The sequence below is a fragment of the Alistipes sp. 56_sp_Nov_56_25 genome, assembly GCF_001915285.1.
Taxonomy (GTDB): domain Bacteria; phylum Bacteroidota; class Bacteroidia; order Bacteroidales; family Rikenellaceae; genus Alistipes; species Alistipes shahii.
On record NZ_MNQF01000062.1, the window covers coordinates 1 to 17,900 of the forward strand.

At 64.5% G+C, this 17,900-nt stretch carries 10 protein-coding genes; 2 read left to right on the forward strand and 8 right to left on the reverse strand.

Translation table 11 applies throughout. The annotated features are described in order from the left end of the window. Positions 1–167: 167 nt before the first annotated feature. Positions 168–1,565 carry a Gfo/Idh/MocA family protein gene (locus BHV64_RS09835; RefSeq protein ID WP_015546798.1) on the reverse strand — a complete coding sequence of 466 codons (1,398 nt, stop codon included), beginning with the start codon at positions 1,563–1,565 and terminating at the stop codon, positions 168–170. Positions 1,566–1,661: 96 nt separating this feature from the next. On the opposite strand from BHV64_RS09835, the gene lnt reads away from it, so the two are divergent. Both lnt and BHV64_RS09845 read left to right on the forward strand, forming a co-directional pair. Continuing rightward, a complete protein-coding gene (lnt, locus tag BHV64_RS09840) occupies positions 1,662–3,248 on the forward strand; it encodes an apolipoprotein N-acyltransferase (protein WP_044054211.1) in 1,587 nt (528 codons plus the stop codon). Between the two features lie 13 nt (positions 3,249–3,261). Then, positions 3,262–4,551 carry a bifunctional folylpolyglutamate synthase/dihydrofolate synthase gene (locus tag BHV64_RS09845; RefSeq protein WP_015546800.1) on the forward strand — a complete coding sequence of 430 codons (1,290 nt, stop codon included), beginning with the start codon at positions 3,262–3,264 and terminating at the stop codon, positions 4,549–4,551. 48 nt (positions 4,552–4,599) lie between these two features. Here the strand turns inward: BHV64_RS09845 and BHV64_RS09850 are convergent, their stop codons facing one another. Genes BHV64_RS09850 through BHV64_RS09880 form a run of 7 tightly spaced genes read right to left on the reverse strand, consistent with a single transcriptional unit; the run spans position 4,600 to position 17,876 of the window. Continuing rightward, positions 4,600–6,192 (reverse strand): hypothetical protein, encoded by a 1,593-nt coding sequence (locus BHV64_RS09850; RefSeq protein WP_195285566.1) that lies wholly within the window; start codon positions 6,190–6,192, stop codon positions 4,600–4,602. 12 nt (positions 6,193–6,204) lie between these two features. After that, complete coding sequence (locus tag BHV64_RS09855) at positions 6,205–7,005, reverse strand: S1/P1 nuclease (protein ID WP_044054214.1); 801 nt, start codon at positions 7,003–7,005, stop codon at positions 6,205–6,207. A 5-nt stretch (positions 7,006–7,010) separates the two neighbouring features. Next, the gene (locus tag BHV64_RS09860) at positions 7,011–9,551 is read right to left on the reverse strand and encodes a sugar phosphate isomerase/epimerase family protein (RefSeq protein WP_288115814.1); all 2,541 of its coding nucleotides are present in this window, start codon (positions 9,549–9,551) and stop codon (positions 7,011–7,013) included. A gap of 4 nt (positions 9,552–9,555) precedes the next feature. Next, positions 9,556–11,805 (reverse strand): DUF5689 domain-containing protein, encoded by a 2,250-nt coding sequence (locus tag BHV64_RS09865; RefSeq protein WP_217727606.1) that lies wholly within the window; start codon positions 11,803–11,805, stop codon positions 9,556–9,558. Between the two features lie 20 nt (positions 11,806–11,825). Beyond that, positions 11,826–13,457, reverse strand: a complete 1,632-nt coding sequence (locus tag BHV64_RS09870) for a hypothetical protein (protein ID WP_149886954.1) — start codon at positions 13,455–13,457, stop codon at positions 11,826–11,828. A gap of 9 nt (positions 13,458–13,466) precedes the next feature. After that, positions 13,467–16,196, reverse strand: coding sequence for a BACON domain-containing protein (locus BHV64_RS09875; RefSeq protein ID WP_149886955.1), 2,730 nt, complete (start codon positions 16,194–16,196; stop codon positions 13,467–13,469). A gap of 12 nt (positions 16,197–16,208) precedes the next feature. Beyond that, the gene (locus BHV64_RS09880) at positions 16,209–17,876 is read right to left on the reverse strand and encodes a RagB/SusD family nutrient uptake outer membrane protein (protein ID WP_015546807.1); all 1,668 of its coding nucleotides are present in this window, start codon (positions 17,874–17,876) and stop codon (positions 16,209–16,211) included. Positions 17,877–17,900 lie beyond the last annotated feature (24 nt).

Below are 17,900 nucleotides of genomic sequence, written 5' to 3' on the forward strand. Positions count from 1 at the left end.
CGGAAAAGAGAATTAAATACTTATAAACAAGACATTTACTCTTTTCTGCATATTCCGTTACCTACAAATACCGAACCGAATCATCGGTCCGCCGCTTTTCACATTCCTGCGCCCGCAGCGTCAATCCCGGTTGACCGGGCCGTCTTTTCGTCCATACGGTCTCCGGATCACTGCACCAGCATCGCGTGCCGGTAACCGTCGGTCTTGTTCCAGTCGCCGCGCGTGAAGTCGGGAACGGCCACCGGGACGCTGTTGTGTTCGAGCGACATCGCCGTAAGGGCGCCGATGCACGACCATTCGGCCGCATCGTAGACATCCTGATCTAGCGGCAGGCCATGTTGCAGGCAATAGACCAGCCGGTAGTCCATGATGAAGTCCATGCCGCCGTGACCGCCGACCTCGCGGGCCTTGGCCTCGATGTCGAGGACGATCGGGTCTTTGTACCGCGCCATCAGCGCCTCACGCACCTCCTTCGACACGAAACGGTGGGCGTTCAGGTTCTCGTGGTCGGGCACGCCCGAATCCGCAAGCTGGTCGGGGTTGAAGGCATAGCCCTGAACGGGGTATTTGTTGGCGAATCCCTTCGTGCCGGTCAGCTGGTACATGCGGCTGTACGGACGGGGCGTGTAGACATTGTGTTCGAGCAGGATCGTGCGGCCCTTCTCGGTCTTGATCAGCGTCGTCGTATGGTCGGCGTTGGCGAATTCTTCAGCGCCCAGCTTCTCGCGGGCGAGTTTCAGCCCGTTGACCGAGCGGGTGTCCATCGCCACCAGGCAGTTCATCTTGTCGCCGCGGTGGATGTCGAGCAGCTGGCAGGCGGGACCGAGGCCGTGCGTGGCGTAGACGTCGCCGCGGTGATCCCGGTTGAATTTCAGACGCCAGCTGTCCTGATAGTAGTCCCAGAAAGCGTCGAGGTCGTGGATATACGCACCTTCGACATGGAGAATGTCCCCGAACAGTCCCTGCCGGGCCATGTTGAGCGTCGTCAGCTCGAAGAAATCGTAAACGCAGTTTTCGAGCATCATGCAGTGCCGCTGCGTCTTCTCGGCGGTGTTCACCAGTTGCCAGCACTCTTCAAGCGACGTGGCGGCGGGAACTTCGACAGCGACGTGCTTGCCGTGCTCCATGGCGTAAACGGCCATCGGGACGTGCAGCTGCCACGGGGTCACGATGTACACCAGGTCGATGTCGTCACGCTCGCAAAGCTGTTTCCAGCCCTCCTCGCCGCTGTACGGAGCCGCCTCGGGAAATCCGCGACGCACGAGAATCGCCTGCGCGCTGTCCACGCGCTCGGGATAAAGGTCGCACAGGGCTTTGATCTCGACGCCGTCGAGGTGCGTGAAGCGTTCCACGGCCCCGGGACCGCGCATACCCAGCCCGATGAAGCCCACACGGACCGTCTCCATCGGCGCGGTTTTGAGTCCCAGCACCGATTTCTGGCCCGGTTCGCGCGCGGGCGTATCGAAGACGATCACGCCGTCGACCGTCTTCCATCCTTTCGATTCGCAACCGGAAAACAGGAGAATGCCTCCAAGGGCAGCCAGTAAAATGAGCAATTTCTTCATTAGTATGACAGATTGGTTAGTTTCGTTACAAAAGTATGAAATATTTTGAAATCTGCGCCCATTTGACTACTTTTGCCGTCGTAAAAATCTCATTTCATGTTTCGTAGATTCGCGGCGGTAATCCTATCGGCCATCCTGCTCTCGCCGGGGTGGCTCGGCATGACGGGCATGACGCTCCTGATCGGGTTCGTCCCGCTGCTGTGGGTGAGCGCGTCGTACGACGACACGCGCCGCTCGTGGTGGGGCATGTTCGGCTGGGCGACGCTCGCGTTCGTGCTGTGGAACGCCCTGACGATCTGGTGGATCTGGTACGCCACGCCCGTAGGCCCCCCGGCCGCCACGCTCGCTTCGACGACGATGAACATGATCGCCTTCATGCTCTTCCACACCGTTTCGAAAAAAGCCCCCAAAGCGTTGGCCTACGTCACGCTCGTCACGGCGTGGATCACGACGGAATACTGGTACACCGTGGGCGACTTCTCGTGGCCGTGGCTCATCCTGGGCAACGGCTTCTCGCACGAAGTCTGGGCCGTGCAGTGGTACGAATACACGGGCGTTTTCGGCGGCACGCTGTGGGTGTTGCTCTCCAACATACTGATTTTCGAAGCGTTGCAAGCCCGCCGCAGCACACGCCGGTGGGCGGCGGCAGCCTGCTCCGTCGCACTGCCGATGATCGCGTCGCTGTGCATCTGGCAGAGCTGGGAGCAGCCCGACGAGGGGACGGCACGAGTGAGCGTCATCCAGCCCAACGTGGACTGTTACGACAAATTCCACGGCGACACCCAGCGGCAGGAGCGCAACATCGCGGACCTCATGGCGGAGGTCCCCGCCGGCGCGCAGTTCATCCTGCTGCCCGAGACCGCAGTGCCGGGCGACTACCTGGAACCCGGATTGAGCGATTTCTATTCGGTGGGCGAACCGGGCGCATTCTGGCAGGAGCTGACCGACTCGCTCCGCAGCCGGCATCCCGAAGCCCTGCTCATCACCGGAGCCGGCACCATTCGCCGCTACCCGGCCGGGGCGCAGACCGAGACGGCCCGCCCGGAACGCTTCGGCGACGGCTATTACGACCGCTTCAACACGGCCGTGGGGCTGGACTCCGCGGGCCGCATGCAGCTGCACCACAAAGGCCGGCTGGTGATCGGCGTCGAAAACACCCCGACGTGGGTCTTCGACGCGATGAAATTCCTGGTCATCGACCTGGGCGGCACGGTCGGACAGATCGGCAAGGGCCTGCACGGCACGGCTTTCGAGCACAACGGCGTCAAAACCGGACCGGCGATCTGCTACGAAGGGCTTTACGGCGACTTCTACGGCGGATTCGTGCGCCGCGGCGCGCAGTTCATGGCCATCATTTCGAACGACGGCTGGTGGGGCGACACGCCCGGTTACAAACACCTGTTCTCGATCTCGCGCCTGCGGGCCGTCGAACACCGCCGCGCCATCGCCCGCTCGGCCAACACCGGGAAATCGGGCTTCATCTCGGCCCGCGGCGACGTGGGCCAGACGCTCGGCTGGGAGCAGCGCGGCGTGATCACCGCCGAGGTCCCGCTCAACTCGGAACTCACCTTCTACACCCGCTACGGCGACTGCCTGGCCCGCATCTCCGAATACATCCTGCTGCTGTCGGTGCTCTACTACGTGGCCTACCGCTACAAACGCAGGAACCACCTCGTCAAATAAACCCCTTGCTGATATGAATTACACCCAGACACTCGAATTCCTCTTTCAGTCGCTTCCCGTCTTCGAAACCCAGGGCGCGACGGCTTACAAACCGGGATTGGAGCGCATCACCGCATTCTGCCGCCACATCGGAAACCCCCAGCGCAACTTCTTCACGATCCACGTCGCCGGAACCAACGGCAAAGGCTCCGTGGCGCACATCATCGCCTCGGTGCTCCAGCAGGCCGGATACCGCACGGGACTGTTCACCTCGCCCCACTTGCAGGACTTCCGCGAACGCATCCGCGTCGACGGCGAGATGATCCCCAAGCAGAAGGTGGTGAACTTCGTGGACAAGCACCACGACAAGATGGTCGAACTGGAACTGTCGTTCTTCGAGATGACCGCCGCAATGGCCTTCGACTACTTCGCCCAGAGCGACGTCGAGGTGGCGGTGATCGAAACGGGACTCGGGGGACGGCTCGACGCCACGAACATCATCGTGCCGATATTGAGCGTCATCACCAACATCGGACTGGAACACACCTCCCTGCTGGGCGACACGCTGCCGAAGATCGCCGCGGAAAAGGCCGGAATCATCAAAAAAAGCATCCCGGTGATCATCGGCGAGGCCGACGCGCGTTACAACGGGGTTATCGAACAGGCCGCCGCGGCCAACAAGTCGCGGGTGATCTACGCCGAACAGGAATTCTCGTGCGAGGAACACCACATGAAGGGCACGGGCCAGAGTTTCCGCCTCCACCGCTCGCGCGACGGAAGGGCGTTCGACGTGTCGCTCGACCTGCAGGGCAACTACCAGAGCCGCAACATCGTGACCGCCTCGGCGGCGGTCGACTTCCTGCACGAGGAGACGCCGCTCACCATTTCGCGCCGCGCCTATCTCGAAGGCATGCGCTGCGCCGCGGCCAACACGGCCCTGATGGGACGCTGGCAGACGCTGGCTGAATCGCCGCTCACGGTCTGCGACACGGGCCACAACGCCCACGGCATCGCCTACGTCGCCGACCAGCTGAAAGCCACGCCCCACCGGGAACTCTACTGCGTGATCGGCTTCGTACGCGACAAGGATCTGGCGCACATCCTGCCCCTGCTGCCGCGCGACGCCCACTACATCTTCACGCAGGCCCACTCCGAGCGCGCCCTCCCGGCCGCCGAACTGACCGCGAAAGCCGCAATCTACGGACTCCGCGGCGAGGCGGTGGAAGAGGTGACGGCCGCCGTGGCCCGGGCCAAAGAGCTGGCCGCCCCCGAGGACATGATCTTTATCGGCGGCAGCACCTACGTCGTCGCCGAAGCGCTGTAAAGTCCCGTTCATAAAAAAAGCCCGCTGCGTGAGCAGCGGGCTTTTTCGTCATCGGAGCGCCCGGACGGCCACCCGCCCCAGCCGCAGCACGAAGGGCTGGCGGAAATCGGCCGTGACGACCCCGCCGGCCGAGTCGTCGGCCGGATTCTCGGGAATCGTGGCCATGACGGCCGAAGCGGGCGTCAACCGCACGGTGAGCCGTTTGCGCCCGAGCAGCGAAACCGGGAGCGGCACGCTGTACTCGGTGAATCCCAACGCGGCGTCGTACGAAAGGCGGCGCAGGCCGAGGTCTTTGATCACGGCATCGTTGTAAACGACCGGCCGCAGTACGAAAATACGTCCGGCATCTATGAACGGCAGCCCGTCGGCCGAATATTCGACCTTCCACTCCACGGGATAACCCCACGAACGGTTGATGTCGTGGTTGCCCGCAAGGAACGAGAAATCGAACGAGAGGCCGCGCCCCTCGACGCCTTCGGTCGAAGTCTCGACGACGATGGCTTCCGCACCGCTCATGCGGCCGCGGTTGTCGAACCGGAACCAGTCGCGGGTGTCGGAATCGAGCCGCAGGGCGGCGTTGACGCGCATGGCCTTGCCGTCGCCGTCCTGCGCATAGCGCGTGTCGTACTCCGTATCGAGCCGCATCCTGGCCCCGGAGGTCGTCGAGAGAAACCCCTCGCCCGCGTCGGGAAGGACACGGTCGCCCGCGACGCCCGACTTCGGGGAGCGGGGCGTGTAGCCCTGCTTCTCGAAGCGGATGGCGCCGTCGTAATTGCGGTCCCAGTTCCACTCGGCGACCACGACATAGGAGGAGGCCGTATCGCGCGGAATGGCGATGTCGCGCTCGTCGAGCGGACGGATCGCATAACGTCCCATGTCGCCTCCGTAACGACGCATCGGAGTATGGACCAAGACGCCCGAGACGGCTCCGACGCCGTGCGGAACGCCGCGGCCGTCGCGCCGCCACGCGCATTTGGTATTGACGAGCATGTAAATCGAACCGTTGTCGGCATCCTTGAGCAGCGACGCCCACCCGTCGGTGCGGCGCGACGGCTGATCGAAGGCGTTGAGCCGCGACCGCTGGACGCACGATTCGAATACGTTCGCATAGCATCCCTGCTTGCTCAAAAACTCCGTTCCGGCAAGCGTCACATAGGTATAGAGGTCCTCGTCCTTCAGGTCGGCGATGCGCCGCTCCTTCGCGGGCAGTGCGACGCCGCGTTCGAGCACCTCGACGTTCGCGGTGCACAGACCGTCGACCGTGTAGCGTTCGGGGTCCGTCTCCCCGGTCAGCGAACAGCCGCCCAGGTCGAGCCGCACGCGGTCGCCCCGTTCGAGGCGGTTTTCGTAGATGCCGGCGAAACGCAGCCTGAAGCCGTAACGGCCGTCCGGGCTTTCGACATAGGCCGTGCGGAGATTCTCGCCGAGATCCACCTTGTCCCAGGAGACATTGGGGTTGAGCTCCATGTTCTGCGAGCGGTAGTCGCTGACGACAAGGGCTTCGAGCTGCGTACCGGGAGCCAGCCGCACCGTGCGGCCCGCAGCCTCGGCCCGCAGCGCCGCGAAATCGTCGGCCCGCACGCCCGCGACGGCGGCAAGGCAGAGCAGGGCGGCCATTGCCGTTCGGATCGTATGTTTCATAATCGGTAGGTTTTAGTTGTCGAACAAATCGTTGAGGACGCGCGCCAGCCGGTATGCCCCGCGCAGGGCCTGGTCGACGGGCAGGGCGCCGTGTTCCCGCAGAAAACCCTCGTCGATGTCGTCGCCGGGCTTGGCCCAGTCGTAAACCACGCGGCAGCTGCGGGCGCACTCCAGCGCCCAGTCCGCAGGTGTGCCCTCGCCCACGGCACGCTGCTTTTCGGCGGGCCACTTGTCCAGTTCGCGGCGGAAATCCTCCTCGGTCCAGTCGGGATACTGGCGCGAAACCGAACCGTCCCAAACCCAGTGGTAGGTCACCTCCTTACCCTTGTATTTCAGGAGAAAGAAGTCGTAGTGCCGCGGGGCGTCCATGCCGCCCGGCAGATCGGCGAAATAGATGTGCCCCGGGCAGTGCATCTCGCCCACGAGGTGGATGACGTACTTGAGATTGACGTTGACCGTCGAATCGGAGAGTTCACGGTAGTTGCGCAGCCGTTCGATGGCGCGCGTGAGCTGGCGCACGGCGTCGCCGTCGCCGTTGGGACGCAGGGGTTCGGGCGGCACGCTGCCGTCCTTGTCGATGGTGACCATGTGCCAGTAGGTCGTGATCTCGTAACCGGGGGCCGTGCGGTAGCGGTCCATCCAGGTCGAATACTCGACGATCGACTGATCGAGGTAACGATCGAGCACCTGCCGGGTGCGGGGCGTGAGGTGCGCTTCGGCGATATAGGCGATCAGGCGGTGTTCACGCCCGCCCCACGCGAAGGCCGCCGTGCCCGCACAGAGCATCAGCAGCAGACAAATCAGTTTTTTCATGGCGTTCATTTTCGGTTGGCGTACTCCCGGAAGGCGGGATACAGGTAAGTGTCGTAGTTATGCGCAATGGTCCACGGAGCCGAAACGTTGTCGCTGCGCTCCTCCCCCGCGACCGTGCCGAACGTGCGGGTGGAAATCTCGTAGGTGAAGGGACCCCGGTAGCGGCATTCGGCAAGCAGCGTATGGTAGAACTCGCCCCACAGCCCCGCCCGCCCGATGGCGTCGGCATAGCCCAACCGCCCGGCGTAGCCCGGCATCAGGTGGTCGTCGTTGATCCGTCCGTTCCAGCCGCGGTTGCCGTGAATGTGCAGCTGGCCGATGCGCGCACCGGCGGTACGGAGCCAGTCGACGACGGTCTTTCCGGGCTGTTCGCGCGTGAGATAGAGGTTGGCGTGGCCCGTGTCGAAAGCGATGCGGACTTCGTGCCGGTGGCTGCCCAGCGCATTGGCCTCGTCGACGGCCGCGGCGAGCACCGCGGCATCGGCGCCCACGCCGTAGGACATGTTCTCGACACAGACGTGCGCCCCGATCTCGTCGGCGACCGTCTGCAACTCGTGCAGCGACAGTGCGAGGCTCGCGGCCGAACTGCCGTCGCCGAAGACGAGGGTCTGGTTGCAGTGGACCAGCACGTTTTTCGGCTTCAGGGGTGCGACGGCGCGGATCGCCCGCGTGAAGAAGGCCACCGAGGCGGCACGGTCGGCGCCCGCGGCGCAGAGATCGCGGTTGCGCGCGGCGGTCGTCGATCCGTAGGGCAGGTGGATGCACCACACCTTGCAGTCGTTGGCGGCAAGCTGCTTTTCGGCGAAGGCGATGTCCCGCGTCCAGACCGACTCGTCGGACGAGAGGCTGGGGCTGATCCACGTCATGCCGTAACCCGGCGTGACGGTGTAGGTCGTCTCGTTGGCCATCGAGAGCACGGCGCTCGGACGCAGACGCAGGCGCGAGACATCTTCACCCGCGGCGGCGCGTTCGGTCGTGGGTTCGACCGTGACGCAATCGCCCGCATGGGCGTAGCGGCCCGTGCGGCGAACCTCCACGTCGTCGATCCAGAAGCAGTTTTTGACGTCGCGGATCACCGTGGGCATGAAGCGGAACGCACTTCCGGCAGCCACGGCCCCGAACGACATCCGCACCTGGTGCCACACGCCGGACGTCAGCTTCGCGGCGCGCAGCAGGACGGCCGTACGGGTGACGCCCTGCACCGACTGCGAAATGTCGGTCCCCGTCGCGACATCGACATCGACCGGCATGCCGTCGACCTCGCACCCCAGCAGCACGCCCGACTCGGCCATGCAGGCCACATCGCTCTCCATGCCCCGTTCGAGGCAGATGCGGAACGACAGTTCGGCGCAGCACGGTTCGCCGGCGGCGGCCATGCGGGGCGTCACCAGAATGCCCCGGTTGCCGTAACCGCCGACGTCGCCACCGCACAGGCAGCCGCGATATTCCGCGGCGTAGAAGAGCCGCTGCCAGTCGTAGAGTCCGCGGTTGCGCAGGTAGTCGCGGCGCACGGCGAGCGTCGCGCTTGCGGCAGGCGCGGAGTTATAGTCCGAGGTCTCGAAAAGCGCGCTGCCGGGCGTTCCGGCCCCTTTGGCGACATAGGCCGCCTCGGTCCCCGCCGATGTGGCCGGCGACGGCACGGAACTGCCAGCCCCGACACCGTAACCGCCCGTTTCCGCAGCATAGTCGCACCCCCAGACGCAGTTGTCGAAATGCTCGGCGAAGAGCAGGTCTTCGCCGGGAGCGTAATTCAGCGGCGCAAGGGTCTTCCCCCCGCCCGCCGCGACGGCGCACGGACCGGGAATGTCCCAGGTCGCCGAGCGGTGGGCGCAGTCGGTGACGCGGACGGAGAGGCCCGACGCGTAATCGCCTGCGGGAACCGCCACGCAGAACTCCGTTCCGGAGGCCGCGGGCCGAACCCCGCCGCCCGTCCCGGCACAGTCGAGCACCACCCACGGCAGGTTCCCGAAATTGCCGTTCCGGACAATCTCCGGCGTCGCCGGATCGAACGGAAACAGGCCTGAAACGGCCCCTCCGGAGCGATCCTCGACGCGAACCGAAGCGATGTGCGCATCGCCCGCGAGCGGAATCCGCACGACGCCGCACAGCGGCGAGAGCGTCACGTCGGCCGCATCGCCCGTGGTCCGGACCGTGCCGTACATCGGGCATGCGGCGGCCTGCAGGCTGCCGCCCGAAACCGGAAACTGCGCGGGAGGCAGCACGAAGGCCCGCTTCGCGCGGCTGTAAGCATCGGCCGGGAAATGAACCGTATAAAGACCGTCCGCAGAGACATCGGCGCCCACGACCGGCACTCCGTCGGCGTCGAAGCCCACCGTGCGGGCCACGCCGTTGACCAATGCACGCGGCTCCCCGGACCAGTCCCAACGCATTCCGGACTCCCCGGCAGCCACCTTCAGCCGCAGGATCACCCCGCCGCCCGCAGGCGGACGGGGTTTGTCCCCGTCGTCCGCACCGTCCCCGCCGCAGCCCCCGAGGAGCAGCGGAAGGACGAGCAGGACACATACCGTATGACGGATCGCAAGCATGGCGCTACCGGTAACGCAGGGTGATGACGCCCCACCGCAATTGGTTGTCGTAGGTCGTGGCGGCGCTGATCTCGGCGGTTTCCGTGTCGCCGTTCCAGACGAGCGGCAGCACGGTCATCACCTTGTCGTAGGGGCGTATGCGGACCATCACCCGCTCCCGGCCGAAGACCTCCGCGGGGAGGCGGAAGAGATGGTCGGTCAGTCCGATACCCGCCGAGGAACAGGTGTTGTAGCGGTTTCCGGCCAGCGAAGCGTCCCACCACGGCAGCGAACGCAGGTGCACGTAGTCGGCGCCCGTGGCGGCGCTCGGGCAGAGCGTATAGCTCTGTCCCCCGTCGACGGAATACTCCACGCACCAGTGCGCCGGATAGGTTTTCGAGGTGGTGGCCGAAATGGTCCCCGCGGCGAACGAGAAGCCGAGGAGCATGTGCGAGCCGTTGAGCGAGGCGGTCGAAAACTCCATGCGCAGGCCGTTGTAACCCACCACTTCGTTCCCTTCCCAGCGATACCAGCCCTTCACGCCGGCCTTGACGAAATAGGCTTTGCAGGTGAGCGACGTTCCGAGCGAACCGACCTCCGGATTGTTGTAATTGCCCGTTCCTGCAATGGGCCAGGCTTCGGCAGCAGTGGTTTCGACGTGGTTTTCGCAGAACAGTTCGGCATTCGGCACGGTCTTGCCCGACGAGATGTCGTCCGACGGCGTGATCGACTCCAGCCGGTTATAGGCATACCGGCTGTTGAACTTGGCATAGGTCCCGAACGAGTATTTGTGAGGGTTGCCGTCCCATTCGGCAAACTCCGTATAGGCCGACTCCCCGGCCCATTCCATGCCGAAGCCCGACTCGTCGAGCACGCGGATCTGGTAGCGCCCCACGTTGCCGTAGCGCGGCAATTCGTTGTGCACCACGATGCCGTGGGTCGTGCCCGTCCCCTGCGGGACGCCCTGGCCCGAACGCCGCCAGAGGCAGAGCATGTTGACCGGTGCGTAGATCGAATTTCCCGCGTCGTCCATCAGCAGCGACGCCCAGCCGTCCATGCGGTTGTTGTTGCCCGTCTGCGAGGCGTTGACATCGGACGAAAGGCTGTAATTTTCGTAAACGTTGGCATAGCTGCCCTCCTTGAACAGGAATTCGGTGTTTTCGAGCGAGACGAAGGTGTAGACGTCGTCGTCGGTCAGTTCCGAAATCCGGCGCTGCTTGACGGGAATCGCCTCTCCGGCAACGCTTTCGACCATATTTTCGCCGACCAGGCTGCTGATCGTGTAGCGTTCGGGATTCTCCTCGCGCGTGAGGACCGTGCCGCTGAGCGAGAGCGAGAGGCGCGTGCCGCGCGCCAGCACGTTGTCCTCCGGCGTGTCGAAGCGCAGGCGGAAGCCGTAGCGGCCGTCGGGGCTTTCGAGGTAGGCCGTGCAGTCGTTGACCGTCACGTCGACCTTGTCGTACGAAACGCTGGGGTTGGCCTCCATGTTCTTGCTGTGGAAGTCGCTGACGACGATGCCTTCGATCAGAATATCCTCGTCGACGGCCGTGCCTTCGGCCGTCGCCAGCGCCCGCACGTCGGCGAACGACACCTCGCGGCCGAACTCGTCGTCCTTGTCGGCCTGCGTGATGTAGAGGTTGGCCGAGAAGGTCTCCTCCCAGCCGTCGACGTAGCTCAGGTTGACGACCGCCTTGCAGACGTCTTCGCCCGGGTTGGGTTTCGTGTCGACGACCAGCATGCCCTGCTCGGGCTGCACGCTGCGAATCCAGTCTCTGGTCGGACCGACGTAGGCAGTCGCGACAGCGAAGTCCCCGAGCGGGATGTTGGTGTCGATCTCGAACTGGGTGAAGGTCTCGACGCTGCCGCGGATCGCCTTGTAGGGAGCCGGACATTCGAGCGACGGAACCACGCCGTACTGCTTGATGCAGACCGTGTCGGCCCGTGTGCCCCCGTCGAGCACGAAGCGCAGCTTGGCCATGCGGCGGAACGAATCGTTCTCCGTAAAGGTGACCGAAACCATCCGGTCGCCGTCGAATTCCGACCGGTCGACCGAAGCCCAGCCTCCGATGTCGCTGAGCGCCTCGACCCGGACCCGGCCGTTGGAATAAAGCTGTATCTGGGCGGTTCCGCCCGACGCCGGAACGAAAAGTTCGTGCTCGGCGGCCGTGAGTTCGCGCACGCGGATGGTTTCGGCGTCATCGACCGAGCAGCCGACGGCCGCCAGGGCCGCCAGGCCGCACACCGCGCCGTAGCGTAATATCTTGCAGGATTTCATGTTCAGGTTCTGTTTTGGGGTTATTTGTAATCGACCGTGATCGTGCCGAAGCGGATGACGGTGGTTTGTTTGCTGTTTTTACGGACCACCGAGGTCGGGATCAGCACGTCGGCGGAGGGATTGCCGCGAATCTGCGACAACAGGCCCGAGGCGGGCGAGAGGCGCACGACGACCTCTTCACGGCCGAAGGCCTCGGCGGGCAGACGGAAAATGCGCTGCTGGAGACCCATGCCGCAGTCGTAGGGCGTGCGCAGGCGGTCGGCATGGCCCGAGCCGTCGATCACCTTGTCCCACCAGGGCAGCGAACGCAGCACGAAGGTCTCACGGCCCGTGGCGGCGTCACGAAGGGGCTGGAACTCGCCGCCGTCGACCGCATATTCGGCCTTCCACTCCAGCGGGAAATTCCACGAGAAGTTGCCGTCCTGGTTGCCTGCGCCCCACTCGAAGGCGAGTTGCAGGGCCGTGCCGCGGGCTTTTTTGGTCGAGAAGGCGATGTAGAAGGCGTTCGAACCGACCATGCGCCCCATGTTGTCCCACTTGTACCAGTCGGGCACGGGAGCCTTGAAAACCACCGCACCGTTGCCGACCCATCCCTTGTTCTGCGTCCCGAGGGCGTTGTAGTCGCCGTCGACGTGCACGAAAGCGCCGCAGTCGGTCCAAAGATAACCGCGCGAACTTCCGGCGTCGTTGAGCACCCGGTCGCCCTTCCGGCCCTCGGTTCCGAGGTTTTGGTAGCCGAGCAGTTCGAATTCGAGCGACGCGCCAGCCGAACCGTCGAGCAGCCACCCCGTGAGACGTTTCCACGGGGAGTTGCGCTTGCGGCTGACGCCGATGCCGCCCTCGTCGAGCGGGCGGATCGAGTAGCGCCCCATGTCGCCGCCGTAACGGCGCATCGGCGTATGGACCACCACGCCCGAGAGCGGCCCCATGCCCTGCGGCAGGGGTTTGCCGGCGCGGCGCCATGCACAAAGGGTGTTGACCAGCATGTAGATCGCACCGCCTTCCGAGTCGCGGACGAGCGACGCCCAGCCGTCCATACGGTTGTTGATGTCGTATTTGTAGTGGTGGAGTTCACCGCAGGATTGGGCGTAAGGCTCCCAGATGTTGGTGTAGGAACCCTCCTTGAAGACGAACTCCGCATCGCGCAGCGTCACGAAGGTATAGAGATCGTCGTCGGTGAGCGTCGCGACGCTCCGCTCCTTCACGGGAAGATCCGCGGCCGTGCCGGGCGCGACCGAGAGGACGTTGAGCGCCTGCACGCCCGTCAGCGTCATGCAGTCGGGCGCGGCCGTGCGCGTGAGGCGGCAGCCGTTGAGATCGAGGCGCACGCGGTCGTAACGGGCGAGCCGGTTTTCACTCGCCTCGTCGAAACGCAGGCGGATGCCGCAGCTGCCGTCGGCGGCCTCGACATAGACCGTGCGGTCGTTCTCCTCCAGATCGACCGAATAGTAGTTCAGGTTGGGATTCAGCTCCATGTTGGGGCTGCGGTAATCGCTGACGACGATGCCTTCGACCACCGTCGGGGCGGTCAGCAAGACCGACTTTCCGGGTTCGCACAGCCCGCGGAGCTGTCCGAACGGCCCGGCGGCCGCAGCCTGTCCCCAAAGGAGAAGGGCCGCGGCGGCGAGCAGGTATTTCAGCAGGTGTTTCATGGTTCGGCACTATTTGTATTGGATCGAAAGGTCCTCGACATAGACGCCGTTGGCGATGTCGAACGGATAGGTCCGCGCTATGCGCAGGTTGCGGTGCGTCTGGCCCAGAGCATAGCCGTCGATGCCGGGATTCCACGTCGCGATGACGTCGGACGAAGGGCTGATGCGCACCCGCACCTTCGCCTTGCCGAGCACCTCGGCGGGCAGCACGAAGCGGTAGGGCACCAGACCGAAACCGAAGTCGGACTGGGTGTAGACGCCCGACCGGTTGGCCGTGTCGAAGACCGACGTGCGCGTCGAGCTGTTGTTGATGCACCACGGCAGCGAACGCATCTCGAAACCGCGCTCCCCGGTGGCGGCGTTGACAGCTTCGGTGTAGTCGCTCCACGTCGCCCCGTCGGCCGAGGTGGCGTACTCCACCTTCCAGTAAACGGGGTATGAGCTGGCGTTGGTCCACGAGCAGGCGGCTTCGTTGGTGCTGTGCTTGCCCGCGGCGGTCGAGAAGCTGACCGCAGCGGCCGAGCCGCCGACGCCCGCCGTCGAGAACTCCATCACGATGCCGTTGGTCTTACCGGTCCATGTATCGCCGTTCCACTCGTACCAGCCGGCAACGTTGCCGAGGAAACCCAGCATCGTGTATTTCGACATGCCCATCGTCGTGCCGTCGCCCGGCACGTAGTTCGAGACGTTCAGTCCGCGGTAGCCGTGAACGATGGCGATGGGGTACGAACGGTCGGCGGTAACCGTCTGATTGAGCATGCGGTTCTCGCTGTAAAGCCGCGCCCCGCCGCCCGTGTTGTCGGTCGTGGCGTGCATCCGGTTCTGGACGAGCTGCGTGGCCGAATTGGCCGCCGAGCCGACCGTGTAGGTTCCGTTGTCGTTCCACTTGTAGGCGCCGACCGAAATCACGGCCTTGTCCAGCCGCCACTCGACGAGCGTCGCATAGGCCGACGCCGCGGCGCGCGGGATGTCGATGTCCGCCTCGTCGAAGGGCCGGATCGAATAACGGCCCACGTTGCCGCCCCAGCGTTCCATCGGCGTGTGGACCACGATGCCGCTGACCGTGCCGACGCCCTGCGGCACGCTCCGTCCCGTGCGGCGCCAGCCGCAGTTCATGTTCACGAGCATGTAGATCGCGTCGTTGTCCCCGTCGTAGAGCAGATTGGCCGCGCCGTCCTTGGCCTTCTGGGCCTGCGTGCCGCCGGCGAACGAGAGGTTCGCATTGCAGGGATTGCCGATGGCGTCGTACTCGCGGACATTGGTATAGGCGCCCTCCTTGACGGAGAACTCCAGCCCCGAAAGCGCGCAGTAGGTGTAGATGTCGTCGTCGGTGAGCGTCGCGATGGTCCGCGCCTTGGGCTCCAAGGCGGAGGCTTCAGCCGCCTTTTCGATGTTCCCGGCCTTCAGGCCGCGCAGCGTGTAGCGCATCGGGTCGCTTTCGCGCGAAAGGGTCACGCCGTCGAGCAGAATCTTCACCTGCTCCCCGCGCAGGCAGACGTTGTCGGCCGGGGCGGCGAACTTCAGGCGGAAGCCGTAGCGGCCGTCCAGGCTCTGCACGTAGTTCGTACAGTCGTTCTCGTCGGTGGTGATGCTGTTGGGACCCGTATTGAGGTTCTGATCCATGTTCGGGTTCCCGGCGTCGCCGATGACGCGGCACAGCAGGTAGTCGATATGGTCCTCGTCGCTGGCGTAGGATTTGTCCTCGGCCGTGAAGAGCGCCCGCAGATCGGCGGACGACACTTCGCGCGGCTGGGCCGTCACCCGCTGCGTGATGTTCGAAGAGGCTGAAACCACACCGCCCGCAAGGTCGGCGCAGGAGACCGTGATCGTCGCATAACGCTTCTCCACGCCCTCGTTCGCCGTAATCGCGTAGGTCAGCTCCCCGGCGCCGAGTTCGACATCGGAGATAAAGTCCGCGACAGCCGGATCGGCGTACGTGACTTCGACCTTCATCTCCGCAAGCAGCGCCCCGAGATTGGTCGAGAAGGCCACGGCGCGCCGGCCGCCCTCGATGGGAGCCACGTCGTCGGCGAGCGTGATGCGGGCCTCGTCGGCGCTCTGCGTCACGGTGAACGAGTCGCCGAAAACATTGCCGTCGGCATCCGTCACCGAGAAGCCGACCGTCGCCGTGCGGGGTTCTCCCGTGGCGTTGGCAGCCGTGGCGAAGGTGATCAGCCCCCGGCGGGCCAGCGGAATTTCGGTCTCGCCCGCCTCCGCGTCGTCGGCATGGTAGACGACATCGGAAATCCACGCGTCGCCCTCCGCGGCATAGGTCACCGCGGGCACGACATCGCGGAGAAGCTCGTCGGGCAGGTTGGTTTCGAAAGCCGCCGTGCCCTTGTAGGCGCCGTTGGCGAAGGCGAGGTCCTTCGAAAGGAAGATCAGTTCGGGGGCGGTGATTCCCGCCTTCTGAACCACGGTGACGGTCTTTTCAAGCCCCGAGCCGCGCAGCACGACCCCGACCGAACGGGTCAGTCCGGGGTTGTCGGCGTAATTGAGGCGGATGGTCGTGATGCCGCTGCCGGCCGTGCGGTCGAGCGTCGCCCACGCCGACTCGGCGGTGAGTTGAGCGGTCCACGCCCCCGAGCAGTAGACCGTGACGGGGAGTTTGCCGGCCTCGGCCGTGACCGAATACCGGTCCGTATTGACGGCCAGGTCGTAACGCTCCTCGAAGGTGTCGGCGCACGCGACCGCGAAGAGTCCCGCGAGCGCCAGTATCAGGTTGTTGATTCGTTTCATCGGTTCTGGTTTTTATAATCCGTCGGCAAGGTATTCGTCGTTGGTCAGCACGTAGCCCGAAAGGGCGCACTGCGCGTCGGGAATGGGATAGTAGCGGTGGCAGGGGCGCATCTTGCCCTTGAGCGTCGCGTTGTTGGTATAGGCGTAGGTCTGGTCGTACCAGATGCCCCAGCGCACGAGGTCGAACTTGCGCTGGAACTCGCCGCCCAGCTCCCGGGCGCGCTCGCAGCGGACAGCCAGCGTGAGGTCCTCGAAGCCCGTGAAGTTGGTGACGGGATCGACGCCCGCACGCTGGCGGACCATGTTCAGGTAACGCATCGTCTCCTCGGCGTTCTCCAGGTTGCAGTAACATTCGGCCATCATCAGAATGGCGTCGGCATAGCGGAAAATGCGGTAGTTGTTCGAATCGTAGTTCTGCTCGATGTCCGGACACCAGAATTTCGGACCGGGCCAGGGCACTCCGTAGTTGTGCGTGATCTTGAAGGTCTCGCCCGCCTCCAGGTCGCCCAGGCCGAGGAAGTACTGCACGCGGCGGTCGATCTTCTGCCCGCGGATCTCCCCGGCGGCCAGCGCCTCGCGGTCGATCTTCACCGTATAGCGGTTCAGCGTCGCGTCGTAGGTGTCGTAGGTCAGGGGCAGGGGGTTGAACAGCGCGTCGACGTAGGCCGCATTCTCGGTCTGCGTATTGCCCGTCGCGGGGCGGAAGATCGCATAGCGGTTGTTGGCCCGCAGCGACGACCAGCCGGGCATCGACGTGCCGTAACCCTTCAGGGGTACGCCGTCGAAGACCCCGTCTCCGTTGTGCGTGGGCATCATGATCGCCGCCACGTTGCCGTTGTACTGCGTGCCGGTGAGCGACCAGGCGTGCTGGATCTCGAAGATGGACTCCGCAGGGTTCTTGTAGCGCCACTGGGTCTCGGCCAGCGGATAGTTGCCTTCGTTGAAGTCGCCGTAAAGCTCCTCAAGGGCTTGCAGGGGGACCAGCGCCCCGTTCCAGTCCTCGTTCCACATGGCGAACTTTGCCATCAGCATCAGCGCCAGCGCATAGCCCGAACGGTTGTCGACGGCCTCCGAGGCGCGGCACTTGCGCCCGTTCTCGGCGGTGAACCACGGCAGTGCGTTCCGCTCCAGGTCATCGTACAGCTCCTGGCGGATTTCATGGGCCGGGGTTCGGGGCAGGCGGCGGATTTCGGCCAGCCGCTGGTCGGTGTCGACCATCGTGGTGTAGAACGGCACGTCGCCGAACATGCAGGTCAGCACATAGTAGTAAAACGCGCGCATCACGCGGGCTTCGGCCGCCAGAGGCATCTTCACCCCGTCGGCCAGGTCGGCGGACGAGATGCACTCGACGCACTCGTTGCAGTACATGACGCCTTTGTAACCCTGCGTCCAGACGTTCTTGCCGTATTGCGGCTTGGCGGGAGTCACGTCGAGGCAGGCGTCGACGGTCGTCGAGGAGGAGTACCAGATGTCGGTGCAGGCCTCGGTGACCAGCATGAAGTTGGCCGTATAGATCGCATTCGCAGGCATGTAACACGAATTGAGCGCCGCAATGCACTGCGACTCGTTCTTGTAGAACGATTTGCGGTTGACGAACGAGGTCGGCTCCTCCGTCAGCGAACAGGAGGCGAACAGTCCCGCCGCGAGGAGCGTCAGTATGAATTGATTGAAGTTTTTCATCTTCTTCGGAAATTGTCGGGTGGA